Consider the following 18180-nt stretch of genomic DNA (forward strand, 5'->3'; position numbering starts at 1 on the left):
GGGCCCGTCGCCCCCGGATCCCGGAGCCCGTCATGCCCCAGCCCTCCACCGGACCGATCGAAGCGACGCGGTCACCGAGGCGGAACTGCGTACGCAGGACCCGGCGGGCCCCATTCTCGCGGTCCCGGCGCACACCACCGGCGCCGGCAACCCCATCGACGACCGCACCTGGAGGATCCGGGAGTTCACCCCGGCGGGAGACGAAGTCGAGCTGACGATCGGTGGCCACGCCCAGGGCCTTCGCAGAGGGCGCCCGGCCCGTGCCTCGCCCCGACACCCGGGCGCCGTGTCACACGGCGAAGGTCCGGCGCCGGCGGTGGTCCGCCGCCAGGTCGGCCGCGGCGTGGCGGGCGGCCGTCGCGTGGTGCGGAGCGTTCCAGGCGTGGGCGACACGTTCGGCGAGGGCGTAGGCATCGGCCGCCGCCCGGGGATCGCCGAGGAGGCGGTGGAGGTCACCCAGCGGGTGGGCGAGGGGGCGGGTGGCGTAGGCCGCGTTGGCCGCGCCGCCGAACTGGTCGCGCATCGGCAGCAGGTGCTCGATCAGCATGCCGGCGGCCTCGGTATCGGCGTGCAGGACCGCGAGTTCGCTGCGGTAGTCGAGTTCGACACCGTAGAGGTGGTCCGTCACCGGTCGCGGGGGGAAACGAACCTCCCGTGCCTCGTCCAGCCGTCCCCGGCGAGCCAGGACCAGCGAGTGTGCCACCGCGACGGGCGCGCCGACGGCCTCGTGTACCTCGCGGACGCTGCGCTCGATGTCGGCTGTCCGCCCCTGGGTGAAGCGGATGGTCCACAGGCCGAGCGTGCGCGGGCCCGTCGCGTGGTGCGCCCCGACCCGCTGGAACAGTTCGTCCGCCTGCGCGTACCGCTCCTCCGCCTCCGTGAACCGTCCCGCGATGGCGGCCAGCATGGCACGGGTGGTGGCGTTGATGCCCCGCGCCCACAGCATTCCGTAACGGTGCGCGAGGTCCAGGCCCTCGGTCGTGTGTCGGTGGACCGCGGCGGGATCGTTGCGGGCGGCGGCCGTCATGGCGTCGAGGTGTTCGCACACCCAACGGTGGGCGGGCAGGTCGTGGTCCTCGGCCAGCTCGCGCAGTTCGGCGACGAGAGGTGGGCGGGCCGCGCTCTTCAGCTCATGCGGCGGCAACTTGGCCGAGGTCATCAAGGCCGAGGCGAGCAGCCGCGGTTCGCCGATGGAACGGGCCAGGGCCAACTGCACGTCGTCCGCATCGCGGGCGCGCGGCGCGTCCTCGCCCGCCACCGCGTCCGCGAGGACCTGGAGCACGCGGGCGCGGGTCGCCCCGTTCAGGGCGGGGTCCCGGGCGAGCCGCTCCAGGCGGGCCAGCGCGGTCCGGTCGAAGAGGCCCGCCAGCCGACTGCGCCACGGCGAGGGCTCGGTCCAGGCTCCGTAGACCGCGGCGACCAGGTCGTCGCGGTTGGCCCGTACCGCGAGATCCACCGCCCGTTGACGGGTGTGCCGGGCGGCGTCCGTGGCGCCGGCGCGGACCTGCGCGCCGAGCAGACGCATCAGGAGCGCGAGGGTGACGTCGGGGTCCGCGTACGGATCGGCGGTGGCCGCGCCGTGCACGTCCAGCGCCTGCGCGATCAGACCGACCGCCACGTCGTGCGCGTATCTGAGTTCCGCCAGCTCTGCGGCGCGCAGGGCGTAGTCGACGGCCAGCGGGGCGTTCGCGACCCTGCCCGAGCGGGCGAAGTGGTGGGCGAGCGCGGCCAGGTCCTCGGGCCGGTGGCGGTGCAGCGTCCGGGCGATACGGTCGTGCAGGCGCGATCGTCGTACGCCGGACAGGTCGGTGTAGACGGTGTCGCGGACCAGGGCGTGCACGAAGCCGACCCGGCCGGGCGCCGGCTCGGTCAGCAGGTCCGCGGCGAGTGCGGCGTCGAGCCCTTCGAGCACGGTCTCCTCGTCGGCATCGGCCGCCTCGACCAGCAGGGCGACATCGGTCTCCAGGCCGACGACGGCGACGAGGCGCACGACGGCCAGCCCGGCTTCGGGAAGCAGCGCCAATCGCCTGCGCAGAACGTCCCGGACACCCTGGGGGACCTCGGAGAGCGCCACCAGAGCGCCTTCGCGGTCGAGCAGCCGTGCGCTCTCCCAGACGTAGAACGGGTTGCCGCCGGTCCGCGCGGTGATCGTGTCGACCGTGGCCCTGTCCACGGGCTCGCGGCAGACGGCGTCGACGACGGTCGCGACGTCGCGCGCCGGGAGCCCGCCGAGCGAGATCCGGTGCGGAAGGCGGCCGGCGAGCCGGGCGAGGCTGGTGACCAGCCGGCCGGTCACCTCGGCGGGGCGGTAGCAGGCAACGGTGAACAGGGGCACTCCGGTGACCGCCGCCGCCGCTTCGAGCAGGGCCAACGTCTCCCCGTCGGCCCGGTGCAGGTCTTCGAGCAGCACGGCGAGCGGTCGCCCGGTGGAGGCGGCGGCAAGCCACGCCGTGAACGCGCGGTGCGTACGGAAGCGGTCGGCGGTCGCCTCGTCCCGCGTGGTCGCGGCCGTTCCCTCCGGCTGGTGCAGGAGCACGGCGAGTTCCCCCGAGTGCGCGGGAGGTACCTCGCGCGCCAGGGCGCCGAGTGCCTCCACCCAGGCCCACGCCGGCGGCGCGCCCTCGTGCTCGGGGCAGCGGCCGATCACCACCGTCCAGCCCTCGCCCCGCAGCCGGTCCGCGAACCGGGCGAGGAACGCCGACTTCCCGGCTCCCGCCTCGCCGGTGACCAGCAGCATGCCGCCGGTGCCACGGGCGGCCAGCGCCGCCGTGTCGGCGGCGCCGAGTTCCTCGCTCCGGCCGAGGAACAGGGCCGGCCGCCCGGCGGGCGCGGGGTCGGGGTCCTGCGCGGGCGGGCCGATCACCCGCGGCGGCTCCGCCACGGCCCCTGCGGGCGGCCGCTCGGGCGCGTGGGCGTGCAGTACCTCCATCCGCTGGTCGAGGAGGGCGTGCTCCAGCCCGACCAGGGCGGGAGAGGGATCACAACCCAGCTCATCGCGCAGCACCGCCTTGGCGCGGCGCAGGGCGGCGAGTGCGTCGGCGCGCCGCCCGCAGGCCCAGTGGGCGAGCGCCAGCAGGCGCCAGCCCTCCTCCCGCAGGGGGTGCTCGCCCACCAGCGCCTCGGCGGCCGAAGCCGCCTCCGCGGTGTGCCCGGTGCGGAGGTCGGCCGCGACGGCCAACTCGCGGGCGTCCGCCCGAAGGTTCGCCAGGCGCGCCGCTTCGGGCAGGGCCCACGCCTCGTCGGCGTACTCCTGGAAGGCCGGGCCCCGCCACCAGGCCAGTGCCTCGGCCAGCAACTCCCGTCTCTGCGCGGCCGGGGCACGCCGTGCCCGGTCCAGCCGTGCCTCGAAGCGCCATGCGTCCACCGCGTCCCGGGGGAGGTGCAGGGCGTACCCCGGCGCGGAGGTGACCAGGACGGTGGCGGGGGCGCGCGGCGGCCGCCGGGGCTCCAGCAGGCGACGCAGGTTGGACACGTAGGCGTGCAACGACACGGTGGCCTTGGCCGGCGGGGTGCCGCGCCACAGGTCTTCGGCGAGGCGGTCCACGGACACCACCGCACCGCGGGCCGCGAGGAGACAGGCGAGCACGGCCCGCTGCCGCGGTGCTCCCAGGGGGACCGGCGTTCCTCTCGTCTCGGCGTCCAGGGAGCCCAGCACTCGTATTCGCAGCACGTCCGGAAATCTACCGGAGGCGGCGAAAACGTTACGTCGACGAAGGATGAACGCCCAGGTCAGGCGAGTGGGGAGGAGGATCACGGGGGTCGGGCGGTACGCCAAGTCAACGCCAAGTCAACACCAAGTGACAACAGGCACCTTGGTCACATCCACCGTCCGCATTCGATCCACGGAGCAACCCGGCGTGTCCCCCAGCACTACCTCCGAACGTCCCCACACCCACGAAATGGTCGTGGTCCACCGAGTCTTCCGTCGTGAGTCGGCCCTGCTTCCGCGCCTGGTCCGAGCCGTCCCGGACGGCGAGACCACCCGTGCCACCCAGATCGCAACCCACGTGGCCGAGTACATGACCGGGCTGCACCACCACCACACCGTCGAGGACGAGACGATCTGGCCGCTGCTGCGCGAGCGCGCGGCGGACGAGGAACTGATCGCGCGGATGGAGGAGCAGCACTCCCGGATCGACCGGAGCCTGGCCGCTGTCACCGATCGCGTACCCGGGTGGCTGCGGACCGTCGACCGCGAGGCGGGGGAGGATCTCGCGCAGGCCCTGGACGAGCACCACTCGGCCCTGCTGGAACACCTCGACGACGAGGAGCGGACGATCCTGCCCCTGGTGGCCGACCACCTCACCGTCGCCGAGTGGGACGCGGTCGGACGACGCGGCCTGGAGACCGTCCCCAGGAACAAGCTCATGCTCGCGCTCGGCGCGCTCCTCGAGGACGCGACCCCGCGGGAACAGGCGTACTTCCTGGGTAGGGCCCCACTCATCGGGCGACTGTTGTGGAAGGCGGTCGGACGCCGGCGGTACGCCGCCTCCTGCCGCGCGCTGCGGGCCCCGCTGGACGGCGGGACGGGACGATGACCGTACTCGACTCCGCCCCCCTCGACGCCCTGGACGCCTACCGGACCTGCGAGTTCGTCACCCTCGGCAGGAACGGGACCCCGCAGGCCTGGCCCACGGCGGTGGCACGGCGCGAGGACGGAACCCTCCTGCTGACCACCTCCCTCGCGTTCGCGCAGAAGGCGCTGAACGTGCGCCGCGACGCCCGGGTCGCGCTGCTCTTCTCGGACCCCACGGGCAGCGGACTCGACCCCGCCCCGCAGCTCTTCGTCGCCGGCAGGGCCGAGTGCCCCGAGGAGATCATGACCGGCCCGGAAGGAGCCGAGGCGTACTGGCAGAGGCTCTTCGAGCGCCAGCCCCACAGCCGTGCGTACCTCTCGCCTGCCCTGCGGCCCCTGATGCACTGGTACTATCTGCGGCTCCACATCACCGTCGAACCCGAGCGCGTACTCGTACGGCCGCCACTGGCCACGCTGTTCGAACCGGGCGCGCCGGCGGCCGTGACCGGGACGGAAGCGCTGCCCGGAGCCGCGCAGCTGAGCCGCTTCCCCACGGCGGTACTGGCCGCCCGGGACGCGTCGGGGGCACCGCTGCTCGCCCGGACCCGGCCGAGGCCCACCCCGGCCGGATACCTGGTCGAGGTGCCGTCCGACTGCGCCGTCCAACGGGGCCCGGCCACGCTGCTGGTGCACCGTCACGACGAGCGGCTCAACCGCATGTACAACGCATCCGTCCGAGGGGACCTGCGGCGGACCACGGACGGCTGGATCCTCGTCCCGGCGGCCGTCGTGGAACCGATGGGCTCGGGGCGGGCGACCGACGCGCTTCGCGTCCTGCGCCACACCAAGCGGGCCACCGACCGCTACCTGGAGCGTCGGGGTCTGGGCCGGCCGAAGGTGCGGTGGGACGGGTTCCGTGGCCTCGCAAGGTCCGCCGTGCACGGGGAGCGGACCACGTGAGCGCCCTGATGGCCCACCTCGTCACCGCGCTCACGGGCGTCCGCCGGCTCGCCGGACGGCACCGCCCCCGTCCGGCATCGGTGGGCGATGCCCGGATGGGGCGGGTGATGCGCTCACCGCACCACTGACCCCTGACCCGGTTCAACCAGGGTGCCAAGGTCCGCGGTCGGTCCGCGGTCGGTCCGCGGGGCGGCAGCGCCGCCCCCGCCCTGGCGCGGCGGGTTCGCCTTTCACGCGGACTCGTCGCGGATGGTGTTCCGGTGTTCCTCGTAGACGAGCCGCGCGTCGTCGCTCGGGAGCGCGTCGGTGGCGAGGCCGCAGGCACACGTGACGACGGTGAGCTCGGACGGAGTGCGCAGGGTGTGCCCCTCGGGGCTGGTCCAGGCCTTGCCGGCCGGGTTCTCGTACCGGAGGTTGTGGCGGTACCGAGGCCGGAGGGCGGGGCTCGGGGCGCAGCCGGTGCCGGACTGGTCAGGGGTGAAGCGGTGCTCGCTCATGGCTCCATTGTGGCCGTCCGTGACCGCGGGAATGCCCTCGAAGGGGCGGCGGCACCGGATCCGGCCGCAGGAGTACTCCGACTGCGGCGAGGCGACCGCCGACGAGGGCCGGCAGGGGGAGGGCGCGTGTCCGGCGTGTCGGGTGCAGCCGCTCGTCGGTGGCCGACGAGGAAGGCGCGGTACGACGGCGGAACCAGGGGGGAATCCACACTGCTCCGTCAGAGGTTCGCGAGGACCTGCGGCATGACTCGCTCCACCTCGTCCGCGAGACGGTTGAACTCCTTTCCGAGGAACGGAGCGGCGAGCTTGAACAGCCCTTTGAAGTCCAATCGGGCCCGGTAGGTGAGCGCCGTCCCGCCCGGGACGGTGGTCAGCAGGAGGTCGTCGGTCGTGGTGACCGTCGAGTTGTCGCCGACGAAGGTCAGGCGGTCCTCGTCCAGGCGGACCAGCTGGTACGTGAGCCGGGTCTCCCGTCCACGGAACTCGGACACGTTGCTCCAGGTGGAGCCGACCCGCACGGGCCCGTCGTCGAGGCGTTCGCAGGTCTTGGTGCCGGGGTCCCACTCCCGCGCCCGGCCGAAGTCCTTCAGATAGTCGATCAGGACCGCTTGGGGCCTGGGGATCGTGAACGAGCGCTCTACGAAGACCACGGCGGAACTTCCTCTCGTGGAACCGACCGGAACCGGCACCTCTGCTTCGGGGTGTACTTCTTCCTTCCCCCGAGGAAGCCGCCTCGGATGCAGGTACGTGCACGAGTGAGCGAGCCGGCGGAGCAGCGGCCGTGGCCTGTGAGAGGGGCGTGCGCGCGGGAGGCCTCACGCCCCGGTCGGCGCCTGGGCGCCTCACAGCCGAACTGTCAGTGGGGTGCGCGAGGATCGGACCCACCGCACGTCAACGACATGTCACGGGACGGAAGCCTCATGCCGCAGCTCACCAACCAGCAGATCATCAACCGAGCCTTCCTCCGGCCGCTGTACGCGGACACCTACTTCCCGAACCACGTTCTCGATCTGGGCAGGGAGATTCTGCTGAGACTGTGCGAGCGGATCGAGGCCGAGAAGCCGTCGGACCTGACCGCCCTCTACGCCCTCACCCACGCGGCCACGGAGGAGTTCAACGAGCTGGAGACGGAGCTCGAGAAGGCGGGAAGCGCGATCGAGACCGTCGCGCGCGAGGAGATCGCCGGGGACTTCTGGTACATCGCTTCGGCCTACGGCTTCGCGGACGCGGACGTCGAGAAGCTGATCGCCACCCGCGATTGGTGAGCGGCCGTGAGTCCGCGGCGGCGTCGACGGGCTCCCTCATCGAGACCGGGCAGAGCCCTGCCGGCGCTCCGCGACCGGGAGCCCGAGCCGAGCGGGAAGGCGGCCGCGCGAGCCGCTCACCGGACCCCTGCCCGGACGCCGCGGTGCCGGGCGCGCCATGGCGCAGGATGAGGCCATGGAATTCACGGAGCTGGAGGGGCGGGCGCGCAGGCTCGCGGCGTCGGGGGACAGGCGGATCCTGGGAATCGCCGGGCCGCCCGGCGCGGGGAAGTCCACCCTCGCCGAGCGCCTCGCCCTGACCCTGGGACCCGGGCAGGCCGTGGTGGTGCCGATGGACGGGTTCCACCTGGCCCAGGCCGAGTTGGAGCGCCTGGGCCGGGCCGGCCGCAAGGGCGCCCCGGACACCTTCGACGCCGTCGGATACACGGCGCTGCTGGGCCGGCTGCGGTCACCCGGGGGCGGCGCGGTCTACGCCCCGGCCTTCGACCGGTCGCTGGAGGAACCGATCGCCGGGAGCATCCGGGTGGACGCCTCCGTACCCCTGGTCGTCACCGAGGGGAACTACCTGCTGTACGGGGCGGGGGAGTGGGCGGCGGTACGGCCGCTCCTCGACGAGGCCTGGTTCCTCGCCCCGGACGACGCGCTGCGTGTCCGGCGGCTCGTCGACCGCCACGTTCGCCACGGCAGGGAGCCGGAGGCCGCCACGGAATGGGTCTCGCGTTCCGACGAGGCGAACGCCCGGCTGATCGCCCCGGGGCGGGCCCGGGCGGACCTGGTGGTGGAGTGACGCCCGGCCCGTGAGGCCGGGCTCTCACGGCCAGGACCCCTTAAGGGCGGAACAACGGCGCCTTAAGCCCTCCTTAGGCCGCCTTGGGTCAGCGCCGATCGAGGCCGCCGGCGCGAGTGGGGTACCCACGTCGACCACTCGGCCGCCAGGCCTTCCACCTGCTCCTTTGCCCGTACTCCATGGCACCCCGACCCACCGTGGCACGCCACGCGGCGCTTGGACCTCCCCACGGCCGGATCAATCGGCCGGAGACAGGAGTGAACTCGCGCGCGACGTCGGCCGTATGCAGGACGGGAGGACAGCATCCATCGAGTCGAGGAGTGTCAATGTCCCGTAAAAGGACCATGAGTCGTACGAAGAAGCTCGTGCTTTCCGGTGTGACCGGAGCACTGGTGGTGGGAGGAGCCGTCGCCACGATGGCGACCGGCAACGCCGCCGCGCCCGACGTGGTGTGCAAGGGGTCGACGGTGACCTTGTCGGGTGAGGCGGGTGCGCCGGCGGCGAGTAGTGGGACGTTTCCGGTGGGTACGAAGTTGAAGGTGACGAATCTGGACAACGGGCAGGCGACGACGGTGACGGTGAATGGCCCTTCGGGTAGTTGTGTCTTGTTGAACAACGCGGCGTTCGAGAAGGTGCGTGAGCCGGGCAAGAACCTGATCCGTCGGGCCCGCATCGAACGCGTGGGGGGTGGGAGTGCGGCGCCGTCCGGAGCGGCGGGTGCGGCGGCACCCGCGCCGGCCGGTGCGGCGGGTGCGCAGGTGCCTCCGGCTACCGGCGACGTGGTGTGCAAGGGGTCGACGGTGACTTTGTCGGGTGAGGCGGGTGCGCCGGCGGCGAGTAGTGGGACGTTTCCGGTGGGTACGAAGTTGAAGGTGACGAATCTGGACAACGGGCAGGCGACGACGGTGACGGTGAATGGTCCTTCGGGTAGTTGTGTCTTGTTGAACAACGCGGCGTTCGAGAAGGTGCGTGAGCCGGGCAAGAACCTGATCCGTCGGGCCCGCATCGAACGCGTGGGCTGAGCCACCAGAGCCCGATCGCAGTAGTCGGAGCCATGGCGGGGGCGCGGACCCATCGCCCCCGCCATGGCGGCCCGGTACGGGCCGATCACGTCAGGGTCGGCCGCCTACCCGGCGGGACGCCACCGAGGGTTGTGTCACGCCGACCGGGCTCCCTCCGGCGCAACTCCGGTGAATCCGTGGGCACTCCGCCGGTCTGCGGCTCGCCCGAACCGGCTCGCCCGAACCGGCTCGCCCGAACCGGCTCGCCCGAACCGGCTCGCCCGAACCGGCTCGCCCGAACCGGCTCGCCCGAACCGGCTCGCCCGAACCGGCTCGCCCGAACCGGCTCGCCCGAACCGGCTCGCCCGAACCGGCTCGCCCGAACCGGCTCGCCCGAACCGGCTCGCCGGTCCCGGCCGGGACCTGGCAGGGTCGGGTCGCATGGACTGCGTCTTCTGCACGCTCATTCGTGAAGACAGCGCGGGCTGGGTCGCTCGTGGCCCCGTGGCCTGTGCCTTCACTCCGTTGAACCCGCTGGCACCGGGCCACACCCTGGTGGTCCCGACGTTCCATTACGCGGACATCTTCGGTACCCCGCCCGAGGTCCTCGCCACGACGATGGCACTGGTCCAGCGCGTGGCCGAGGCGACTAGGACCGCTGTGGACGCCTCGGGTGTGAACATCCTCAGCGCCAACGGCCCAGGGTCGCAACAGTCGGTTCCCCACCTGCACTTCCACGTCGTTCCGCGGTGGGTGGACGATGGAATCTCGACCTGGCCGGCCGGACGGTCCGAGCGCCGCGTTCCCGGCGACCCGAGGCTGCTGCTCGCCGATGCTCTGACTTCGGACGGCGGGTTCCTCGGAGGCCGGTGGACGCTGAGGACAGGAGTCCACCGGTCCCGGGGATCGGTGCCTTGACAGCAGAAGTGATTAGCCGCCATATTATCTGCATGACGGGGAATGACATCGACGGCGAGGCGCCTACGCTCGACCAGGCCAGGCGCCAGGTCCGGCACTATGGCCTGGAGGTCGATCCGCAGGCGGTGCTGGTCGCGGTGCGGCTGATCTCGGCCGGTGCGAGGGTCGGCCGGATGGCCGAGGCGCACTTCGCCAAGTTCGGCCTGTCGACGGGGCGCTACCGTCTGCTCGCCGACCTGGAGGACCACGGCGGGGAGAAGTCCCCCTCGCGCCTCGCGGTCGACCTCGATGTCTCCAGGGCCACGGTCACCGGCCTGCTGGACGGTCTTGAGCGCGAGGGTCTGATCGCCCGCCGCCCGTCCACGGAGGACGGGCGGGGTACGGTGGCCGTCCTGACCGCACGCGGTGCGCAACGCCTGCGCGACATGGCGCCCGATCATTTCGGGCGGCTTGAGGCGATGGTGGGTGGGCTTTCCGTCGAGGAGCGTGCGGTGTTCCTCGATCTGCTCGCCCGCGTCGTGCGTGGCAGTTCGGCCTTGGTCGCCGACTGACCCGGCTCCCGGTCGCCTTGGCCCCGCCTTTTCGGGCAGGGCCCTTTTTTCGACGCAATAGTTAGCTGCCTAATTATTTTGCGAAGGCTGTCGCCCCGGCGCCCCCTTCGCCTCCCGCACACACGACGGAAAGAGGTCGGCATGCCCGCAACGAAGGACAGAACCAGCCGCAGCCGAGCGGCCTCCCGGCCATCGCGACCATCTCGGCCATTCACCTTGTGGCGCGAGGTGCTGACCGCCTACGTCGCCCCCGCGCTGACGGCCGGTGCCGCCGGACTCGCCACCGGGCAGCAGGACCTGGCCGTGGCCGCCCTCACCTCCATCGCGGGAACCTCCGCCGTGGTGGCGCTCCTGGTCGGCACCTGGCTGCGCCACGGCGGGCAGCCCCGACGGTGGACCACCACCATGCCGCGCACCGCCCTGACCCTGGGGCTCGTGATCACCGCCGCGGGTGCGGCGGCCGCGCTGGGATGGTTCACCGCCCAATGGCTACCCACCCACACCCCGATCCCCGCCACCCCGTGGCTGGAGCGCCTGCGCATCGACCTGCCCGTTTCCGCAGCCCTCGCCACCACCATCGTCACCCTTCGCTGGCGTGCCACCACACCCGCGGCGCGGCCCACCCCGACACCAGGCCCACCCGCTTCGCGATCCCGGGCCTGACCGAGCCCAAGCACGACCGAGCCCGCCCCGGCGGCACCGCCAGCCGGGAAGTCACCAAGAAATGAGCACACGATGATCGTTGTCATGGGAGCGACCGGAGCAACCGGAAACGCACTGCTCCACAGCCTCCTCGCACTGGGCGCGCCCGTCCGCGCGTTGACCCGCACTCCGCACAACCCGATCCCCGGCACCGCCGGTACCCGTCAACCCGTCGACGTCCGGTACGCCGACGCCAACGACCCCCAGTCGCTGCACACCGCATTCGAGGGTGCCGACCAGCTCTTCCTCGCCATGGCCAACAGCCCCGAACAGGTCGTACTCGAAACCCGCGTCATCGACATCGCCGCGCACGCCGGCATCGAACACATCGTCAAGATCTCCGCACCCGCCGCCGAACCCGACTCCCCGGTCGCCATCTCCCGCGGACACCACGCCGTGGAGGAACACCTGCGCGCCCGCGGGCTCACCCACACCATCCTGCGCCCCTACGCGTTCATGCAGAACCTCCTGCGCCTGGCCCCCACGGTCGCCCAGGGCGTCATCCTCGGCACGGCGGGCGACGCGCCCTTCAACCACATCGACTGCCGCGACATCGGCGACGTCGCCGCCGCCGCCCTCACGAGGCCACACATAGCCGGCGGCACCTACTCCCTGACCGGCCCCGAAGCGGTCTCCCATCCCGAAATCGCGTCTCGGATCGGCGCTCTGATCGGGCATCAAGTCCGCTACGTCAACCTCACCCCGGACGAACTGCGCGACGACCTCATCCACCACGCCCACATGCCCACCTGGCTCGCCGACCACGTGACGGAGATCCAGCAACTCGCCGTCACCCGGCCCGAGACCCCCGACAGCACCGTCACGGACATCCTCGGCCGCCCGCCCCGCACCCTCGACGCGTTCCTGCGCGAACACCGCGCGGTCTTCAGCGGATAGGGCGCTGACTCACACTCCTTCACGAAGCCGCGTCGCGCCACCCCAAGCGGCCTGGTCACCGACGGACGCGGATCCGGCACGTGCGTGCCGGTGCCCGGTCACGGGGGGAGGATCTCGTCGAAGTAGCCGGGGCCCGTACGGGGAAGGACCTGGAGCGCGCCGGTGTAGCGGCGGGTCCGGGTCTGCCAGGCGTGGTACCCGCTCATCCACCACGCCATGACCTCGACGTACGTCCGGACATGGGCCGACTCCCGTCCGGTCAGCCCGAGTCGCGTGCACATCTGCGGCACCTGCGCCGCGAGTTCCGCGAAGCGTCGTGTGCGTCGGGAGACCTCCTCCCGGGCCGCGGCAACGGCCTCCTCGCGGGTGCCGCCGCCCGCATGCTGGAGGACGAGGACGAGGTTGTCGACGTCGCCGCGCGCCTCCTCCTTCTCCAGTGAGTACACGTCGTTGCACATCATGCTGACGTCGACCGCGATGTCCCGCATGAGCCGCAACTGCGGACTGTGGAAAGCGGCCGCGGGGACGCCGAGGCCGGCGGCGCGCTCGCCGAGGGAGAGGGGGACGGCGGTGCCGGCGATGCCGCGGCGGACCTGGAGGTAGGTCTCCAGATCCCCTGGCGTGCCCCGGATCCGTCCGATGGCCTCGTGGGCCTGGGTGGCGAAGTAGTACTCCCACTCGTGCGCCGAGCGGGCCGCCCAGCCGGAGTGGGAGCCGCGAAGGCTTCGGGTCCAGATGTCGGAGAACGCGCGGGAGCAGGCGTCGGCGCCCGGTCCGGCCGGTGCCCCGTGGACGATGTCGATCAGCTTCCGGCAGACGGCCACGACACGTGCGGGATCCCGGCCCAAGGGTCCGTCGAACTGGTCGTCGAAGACGAAGAAGAACGCCATCGCGTCCGTACACAGGTCCAGGGCCGCCCCGCGCGCGTAGGGCATGCCGTGGGCGGCCAACAGCGGCATGTCCCATGACGCGTACCAGTCAAGGGACCGGCCGTACCCGACCAGTCCCAAGCGGTGCACCCATGCCAGGTTGCGCTGCCGGGCACCCTGAAGGTCGGGGCTCAGCGCGATAGGGAAGGGCAGATCGAAGGTGACGTCCTGCGGCACGTGATTCTCCGTGAGGTAGCAGACCCGGCGGCTCCCGGATCAGGACACTTGGGGTGGGGTTCCACGGTCTCGCGGAAGCCGGCCCTGTCCGAGGCGTCGCCCGGACACCTCGCGGCCGATATCCGCCGTCTCGGTGCGTCGTCGGACACCCGGGAACCGCGAATCGGCAGTGCTCGGACCGACGCGTTCCCGTGCCGGCAGCCCGGCCGCGAGCCGCAGATCCACGGCAGCGCCCGGCCGGCACAGCCCTTGCCGGCCGCCGGCCCGATCGACGGACTGCGCCTGGTGATCGCCCCGCGGGCCGTGGACGGCCCGCCACGGCGGCAATCGCGGGGTGGGCTTGTCGTGTGGGCCGGGAACCGTCGGCCCGGTGTGCTTCGTGGAGGGGGAGAGGACACGGCCGGTGAAGGGAGAGGCGATGCCAGGGACACCACGTCGCACGCCAGGACTGAGATGCGAGGACGCGCGGCTGATCGCCCGGGACGTCCTGTCGACCCACCACGTGGGGACGCCTCTCGTGGACGACGTGCTGTTGGTGGTCTCGGAGCTGGTCTCCAACGCGATCCGCCACGCCGGCGGCGTGACCGCCTTCCGCGTGTGGTGTCCCCCGGGCTCGGTCGCGGTCGAGGTGTCGGACGGATCCACGCTCTGCCCGTGCCCGCCGGGTACGCCGGTCGAGTCACCCGGGGGGTTCGGTTGGCTCCTGGTCAACCGGATCGCCGACCGTACGGAGATTCGGTCCGACCACGCCGGAAAGACGATCACGGCGTTCCTCTCGCTCACCCCCGTCGCCTGAACCGCGGGAGTCGGCCCCTCCCGGCAGCCCGCCGGCGGGTGGCCGTGCGCGATCGGTGCCCCAGCCGACAGGGGCAACGCGCGAGAGCCGGCGACCTCGCGACAGACCCGGGCCCTGCCCCGCATCCACGGGGTGGGCCGTATGGAGGCTCAGGCAAGGCGAAGGGTTTCGGACCGCCCCATCGCGGCTAGGCGGTGCGTATGGTGCGAATCGGATACACGATGATGACCGAACAGGCCGGGCCGCGTGAGCTGGTGTCCCACGTGGTGGGGGCGGAGCGGGCGGGGTTCGACTTCTCCGTCACCTCGGACCACTCGTTCCCGTGGCTGGAGTCCCAGGGACACGCCCCGTACGCGTGGAGCGTCCTGGGCGCGGCGGCGCAGGCTACCTCCCGCATCCCGCTCATGACCTACGTGACCTGCCCGACCTTCCGCTATCACCCGGCCGTCATCGCTCAGAAGGCGGCCACGATGCAGATCCTCTCGGAAGGCCGGTTCCGCCTCGGGCTGGGCTCCGGCGAGAACCTCAACGAACACATCGTGGGCGCCGGCTGGCCCGCCGCCCACGTACGCCTGGAGATGCTGGAAGAGGCCGTCGACATCATCCGCCGCATGTTCACCGGCGAGTACGTGAGCCACCACGGTGCCCACTTCGACGTGGAGAACGCGAAACTGTGGGACCTGCCCGATCAAGCGCCTCCGCTCGGCATCGCCGTCTCGGGCCCCCGCTCCTGCGCGCTCGCCGGACGGTACGCGGACCTCGTCATCGCGACCGAACCGAAGCCCGAACTCCTGGAGGCGTTCGACGCGCACGGCGGCGCCGGCAAGCCCAGGGTCGGCCAGCTTCCCGTCTGCTACGACACCGACCGGGACACGGCCGTGGCCCGGGCCCACGACCAGTTCCGTTGGGCGCTCGGCGGCTGGAAGGTCAACTCCGAACTCCCCGGCCCGGCCGGCTTCGACCAGGCCGCCCGGCACACCCGCCCCGAGGACGTCGCCGACGCCATCCCGTGCGGCAACGACGTGGAGGCCTTCGTGGAGGCGGTGCGCCCCTACGCGGAGGCGGGCTTCACCGAAGTCGCCCTCGTACAGATCGGTGGCGGGCACCAGGAACCGTTCCTGGAGTGGGCCGAGGCGAAACTGCTGCCCGCCCTGCGGAACCTGTGAAGGGCGCCCGAGGCATGAGCACGGACCGCGCCGCCCTCTTCGACGTCGACGGCACCCTCACGGACACCAACCACCTCCACGTCGTCTCCTGGTGGGAAGCGCTGCGCCAAGCCGGGCACCACGTGCCCGCACACGCCGTCCACCGGGCCCTCGGCCTGCCCGGAGAGGACCTCCTCGACCACCTCCTTGGCGAGGGGCGCGACCGCTCCGGAGACGACGGGCTCAGTGCCGCGCACGACACCCTCTACGCCACGTACTTCGAACGGATCCCGTCCTTCGACGCGGCCGCCGATCTGCTGCGCGCACTGGCGACGGACGGATGGAAGGTCCTGTTGGTCACCTCGGCCAAGGACCGGGAACTCCAGGCCCTGCGCAAGGCCATCGACGCGGACGACGCCATCACCGACACCGCGACCTCCGAGGACGTCGACCGGGGAAAGCCCGCACCCGACCAGGTCCGGCACGCCCTCGGCCTGGCGGGGGTACCGGCCGAGCGGGCGGTGTTCGTCGGCGATTCGGTCTGGGACATGCGGGCCGCCACCCGGGCCGGCGTGACCGCAGTGGGCCTCCTGTGCGGAGGCATTCCGCGCGAAGACCTGGAGGAGGCAGGAGCGGTCGCCGTCTACCGAGACCCGGCCGATCTGCTGGCCGGCCTCGCCGGCAGCCCGTTCCCCCGGGTACCCGCGACGGCCGGGGATGGTGACACGGCCCGGTAGCGGCACCGGAGCCCCGCCGCGGCCCTGAGTGCGGCGGGCGGGGGATTCCGGACGGTCCGACGCGCCGTGCGGCGTGCCGGCCGCGGCGTGGCGCGGCGCGAGGCGTACACATGGGAAGCGGCGTCAGCCGTACAGCCTCTGTTGGATCCAGAGTTGATGGGGTGCGCGATGGTGACGTCGGTCGAACCGGTCACGCCGATCCCGGTTGCGGGTCGGACTCCAGGTCAGGTGATCGTGTCGTGGTTGACGACGACGGACCACAAGAAGATCGGACACCTCTATCTGATCGCGTCGTTCGGATTCTTCCTGGTCGGCGGCGTACTGGCGTTGCTGTTGCGCGCCGAACTGGCCCGACCGGGCATGCAGATCCTGTCGAACGAGCAGTACAACCAGATCTTCACCCTGCACGGCACCATCATGCTGCTGCTCTTTGCGACCCCGACCTTCGCCGGATTCGCCAACGCGATCATGCCGTTGCAGATCGGGGCTCCCGACGTGGCGTTCCCGCGTCTGAACATGCTGTCGTTCTGGCTGTTCCTCTTCGGCGGACTGATCGTGCTGGGCGCCCTGCTGACTCCCCAGGGCGCCGCGGACTTCGGCTGGACCGCCTACACACCGCTGAGCAGTTCGGACCACACCCCGTACATCGGCGGCGACATGTGGATCATGGGCCTGGCTCTGGCCGGCTTCGGCACGATCCTGGGATCGGTCAACTTCGTCACCACGATCATCTGCATGCGCGGTCCGGGCATGACGATGTTCCGGATGCCGATCTTCACCTGGAACATCCTGCTCACCTCGGTTCTGGTGCTGTTCGCCTTCCCCGTCCTCGCGGCGGCCCTGCTCGTGTTGGAGGCGGACCGCAAGTTCGGCGCTCACGTCTTCGACCCGTCCAACGGCGGCGCCCTGCTGTGGCAGCACCTGTTCTGGTTCTTCGGGCACCCCGAGGTCTACATCATCGCCCTGCCGTTCTTCGGGATCGTGACCGAGATCTTCCCCGTCTTCTCCCGCAAGCCCGTCTTCGGATACCTCGGCCTGGTCGGCGCCACGATCGCCATCGCGGGACTGTCGCTCACGGTGTGGGCCCACCACATGTTCGCCACCGGCGCGGTCCTCCTGCCGTTCTTCTCGTTCATGACGTTCCTGATCGCGGTGCCCACGGGGGTGAAGTTCTTCAACTGGATCGGCACGATGTGGAAGGGATCGATCTCCTTCGAGACGCCGATGCTGTGGTCCATCGGCTTCCTGGTCACCTTCCTCTTCGGCGGACTGACCGGGATCATCCTGGCCTCCCCGCCGATGGACTTCCAGGTCACCGACTCCTACTTCGTCGTCGCACACTTCCATTACGTGGTCTTCGGCACCGTGGTCTTCGCCACGTTCGCCGGCTTCTACTACTGGTGGCCGAAGATGACCGGCACCATGCTCGACGAACGCCTCGGGAAGATCCACTTCTGGACCCTGTTCATCGGCTTCCACACCACGTTCCTCGTCCAACACTGGCTCGGCGCCGAAGGCATGCCCCGCCGCTACGCCGACTACCTGAACTCGGACGGGTTCACCGCCCTCAACACGTTCTCGACCATCGGCGCGTTCCTCCTGGGCCTGTCCACCCTGCCGTTCCTCTACAACGTGTGGAAGACGGCCACCACCGCTCCCAGGATCACCGTCGACGACCCGTGGGGCTTCGGCCGCTCGTTGGAGTGGGCCACCTCCTGCCCGCCGCCCCGGCACAACTTCGTCACCCTGCCGCGCATCCGCTCCGAATCCCCGGCCTTCGACCTGCACTACCCCGAGGTGGCCGCGCTGGACGACGCGGTCCATCACGGCAAGCGCGACGCGCTGGACGATCCCGGCAACCGAGAGACGCCCGGATCCGACCGCGGCATCGCGGGCCGGTAGGGGGTGTGACCGTGAGGGATCAGAACGAGGCGGCAGCGGGCCTGGCCCAACTGGAGGGCTACCTGATGAGCCGCGCCGCGCACCACACCGCCGCCATGGAAGCCGACGCCTTCGCCGACGAACTTCCCTGGCTCGGGCGGGCGGAGCGCGAGGACGTCGTCCACCTCTACACGGCCCGTCACCTCGCGCGGACCCGCGACGTCCTGTACGAGATCGCCGGCCGCAGCCACGAACTGAGGGAGGAGTACGCCCACCGCTACCAGCTCCTGCGCCGCCGTTTCGTGGCCCTCGCCCTGCTCGGCGGCACGACCGTCCTCGCCGCCACCGTCCTGGCCGTCCTCGGCATCGGCCTGGAGCCGCGTTAGGGGGACGGGACGATCCGACGGCGGGCCCGGGCCCC

19 protein-coding genes are annotated in these 18180 nt (G+C 71.7%); 15 read left to right on the forward strand and 4 right to left on the reverse strand.

What is annotated here, in order from left to right; translation table 11 throughout:
* Window positions 1–289: 289 nt before the first annotated feature.
* Entirely contained in the window at window positions 290–3670 is a 3381-nt protein-coding gene (locus tag OHA84_RS34110; RefSeq protein WP_266967940.1) for a BTAD domain-containing putative transcriptional regulator, read from the reverse strand.
* 187 nt (window positions 3671–3857) lie between these two features.
* Here OHA84_RS34110 and OHA84_RS34115 point away from each other — a divergent pair, with 187 nt between their 5' ends.
* From OHA84_RS34115 to OHA84_RS34125, 3 genes are read left to right on the forward strand one after another with little or no spacing between them, the layout of a single operon-like run.
* Entirely contained in the window at window positions 3858–4538 is a 681-nt protein-coding gene (locus OHA84_RS34115) for a hemerythrin domain-containing protein (RefSeq protein WP_266967938.1), read from the forward strand.
* Entirely contained in the window at window positions 4535–5476 is a 942-nt protein-coding gene (locus OHA84_RS34120) for a pyridoxamine 5'-phosphate oxidase family protein (RefSeq protein WP_266967936.1), read from the forward strand. Before OHA84_RS34115 ends, OHA84_RS34120 begins: the two co-directional genes overlap by 4 nt.
* Window positions 5473–5604, forward strand: a complete 132-nt coding sequence (locus OHA84_RS34125) for a hypothetical protein (RefSeq protein ID WP_266967934.1) — start codon at window positions 5473–5475, stop codon at window positions 5602–5604. Before OHA84_RS34120 ends, OHA84_RS34125 begins: the two co-directional genes overlap by 4 nt.
* A 102-nt stretch (window positions 5605–5706) precedes the next feature.
* Here OHA84_RS34125 and OHA84_RS34130 read toward each other — a convergent pair whose 3' ends face one another.
* Both OHA84_RS34130 and OHA84_RS34135 read right to left on the reverse strand, forming a co-directional pair.
* Window positions 5707–5973, reverse strand: a complete 267-nt coding sequence (locus OHA84_RS34130; protein ID WP_266967932.1) for a hypothetical protein — start codon at window positions 5971–5973, stop codon at window positions 5707–5709.
* Between the two features lie 218 nt (window positions 5974–6191).
* A complete protein-coding gene (locus tag OHA84_RS34135) occupies window positions 6192–6623 on the reverse strand; it encodes an SRPBCC family protein (RefSeq protein WP_266967930.1) in 432 nt (143 codons plus the stop codon).
* A 270-nt stretch (window positions 6624–6893) separates the two neighbouring features.
* Between OHA84_RS34135 and OHA84_RS34140 the strand changes: the two genes are divergently transcribed.
* The 7 genes from OHA84_RS34140 to OHA84_RS34170 all read left to right on the forward strand — a co-directional run bounded on the left by OHA84_RS34140 (window position 6894) and on the right by OHA84_RS34170 (window position 12094).
* On the forward strand, window positions 6894–7238 hold the full coding sequence (locus tag OHA84_RS34140) for a DUF5713 family protein (RefSeq protein ID WP_266967929.1): 345 nt from the start codon (window positions 6894–6896) through the stop codon (window positions 7236–7238).
* A 157-nt stretch (window positions 7239–7395) separates the two neighbouring features.
* Window positions 7396–8025 (forward strand): nucleoside/nucleotide kinase family protein, encoded by a 630-nt coding sequence (locus OHA84_RS34145; protein ID WP_266967928.1) that lies wholly within the window; start codon window positions 7396–7398, stop codon window positions 8023–8025.
* A gap of 344 nt (window positions 8026–8369) precedes the next feature.
* Complete coding sequence (locus tag OHA84_RS34150; protein ID WP_266967927.1) at window positions 8370–9047, forward strand: hypothetical protein; 678 nt, start codon at window positions 8370–8372, stop codon at window positions 9045–9047.
* A gap of 420 nt (window positions 9048–9467) precedes the next feature.
* Window positions 9468–9944, forward strand: coding sequence for an HIT domain-containing protein (locus OHA84_RS34155; protein WP_266967926.1), 477 nt, complete (start codon window positions 9468–9470; stop codon window positions 9942–9944).
* Between the two features lie 32 nt (window positions 9945–9976).
* Window positions 9977–10495, forward strand: coding sequence for a MarR family winged helix-turn-helix transcriptional regulator (locus OHA84_RS34160; protein ID WP_266967924.1), 519 nt, complete (start codon window positions 9977–9979; stop codon window positions 10493–10495).
* Between the two features lie 228 nt (window positions 10496–10723).
* Window positions 10724–11158 carry a hypothetical protein gene (locus OHA84_RS34165; RefSeq protein WP_323181811.1) on the forward strand — a complete coding sequence of 145 codons (435 nt, stop codon included), beginning with the start codon at window positions 10724–10726 and terminating at the stop codon, window positions 11156–11158.
* Between the two features lie 72 nt (window positions 11159–11230).
* Window positions 11231–12094 (forward strand): SDR family oxidoreductase, encoded by an 864-nt coding sequence (locus OHA84_RS34170; RefSeq protein WP_266967920.1) that lies wholly within the window; start codon window positions 11231–11233, stop codon window positions 12092–12094.
* Between the two features lie 98 nt (window positions 12095–12192).
* Here OHA84_RS34170 and OHA84_RS34175 read toward each other — a convergent pair whose 3' ends face one another.
* A complete protein-coding gene (locus tag OHA84_RS34175) occupies window positions 12193–13200 on the reverse strand; it encodes a terpene cyclase (RefSeq protein WP_266967918.1) in 1008 nt (335 codons plus the stop codon).
* Window positions 13201–13618: 418 nt separating this feature from the next.
* Here OHA84_RS34175 and OHA84_RS34180 point away from each other — a divergent pair, with 418 nt between their 5' ends.
* The 5 genes from OHA84_RS34180 to OHA84_RS34200 all read left to right on the forward strand — a co-directional run bounded on the left by OHA84_RS34180 (window position 13619) and on the right by OHA84_RS34200 (window position 18145).
* Window positions 13619–13996, forward strand: coding sequence for an ATP-binding protein (locus OHA84_RS34180; RefSeq protein ID WP_266967916.1), 378 nt, complete (start codon window positions 13619–13621; stop codon window positions 13994–13996).
* Window positions 13997–14196: 200 nt separating this feature from the next.
* The gene (locus tag OHA84_RS34185; protein ID WP_266967914.1) at window positions 14197–15162 is read left to right on the forward strand and encodes an LLM class F420-dependent oxidoreductase; all 966 of its coding nucleotides are present in this window, start codon (window positions 14197–14199) and stop codon (window positions 15160–15162) included.
* A gap of 14 nt (window positions 15163–15176) precedes the next feature.
* Window positions 15177–15878, forward strand: a complete 702-nt coding sequence (locus OHA84_RS34190; RefSeq protein WP_266967912.1) for an HAD family hydrolase — start codon at window positions 15177–15179, stop codon at window positions 15876–15878.
* A gap of 168 nt (window positions 15879–16046) precedes the next feature.
* Window positions 16047–17780 carry a cytochrome c oxidase subunit I gene (gene ctaD / locus OHA84_RS34195; RefSeq protein WP_266967911.1) on the forward strand — a complete coding sequence of 578 codons (1734 nt, stop codon included), beginning with the start codon at window positions 16047–16049 and terminating at the stop codon, window positions 17778–17780.
* A gap of 11 nt (window positions 17781–17791) precedes the next feature.
* Window positions 17792–18145, forward strand: coding sequence for a hypothetical protein (locus tag OHA84_RS34200; RefSeq protein WP_266967909.1), 354 nt, complete (start codon window positions 17792–17794; stop codon window positions 18143–18145).
* The last annotated feature ends 35 nt before the right edge of the window (window positions 18146–18180 follow it).

The organism is Streptomyces sp. NBC_00513, from assembly GCF_041431415.1.
Classification (GTDB): domain Bacteria; phylum Actinomycetota; class Actinomycetes; order Streptomycetales; family Streptomycetaceae; genus Streptomyces.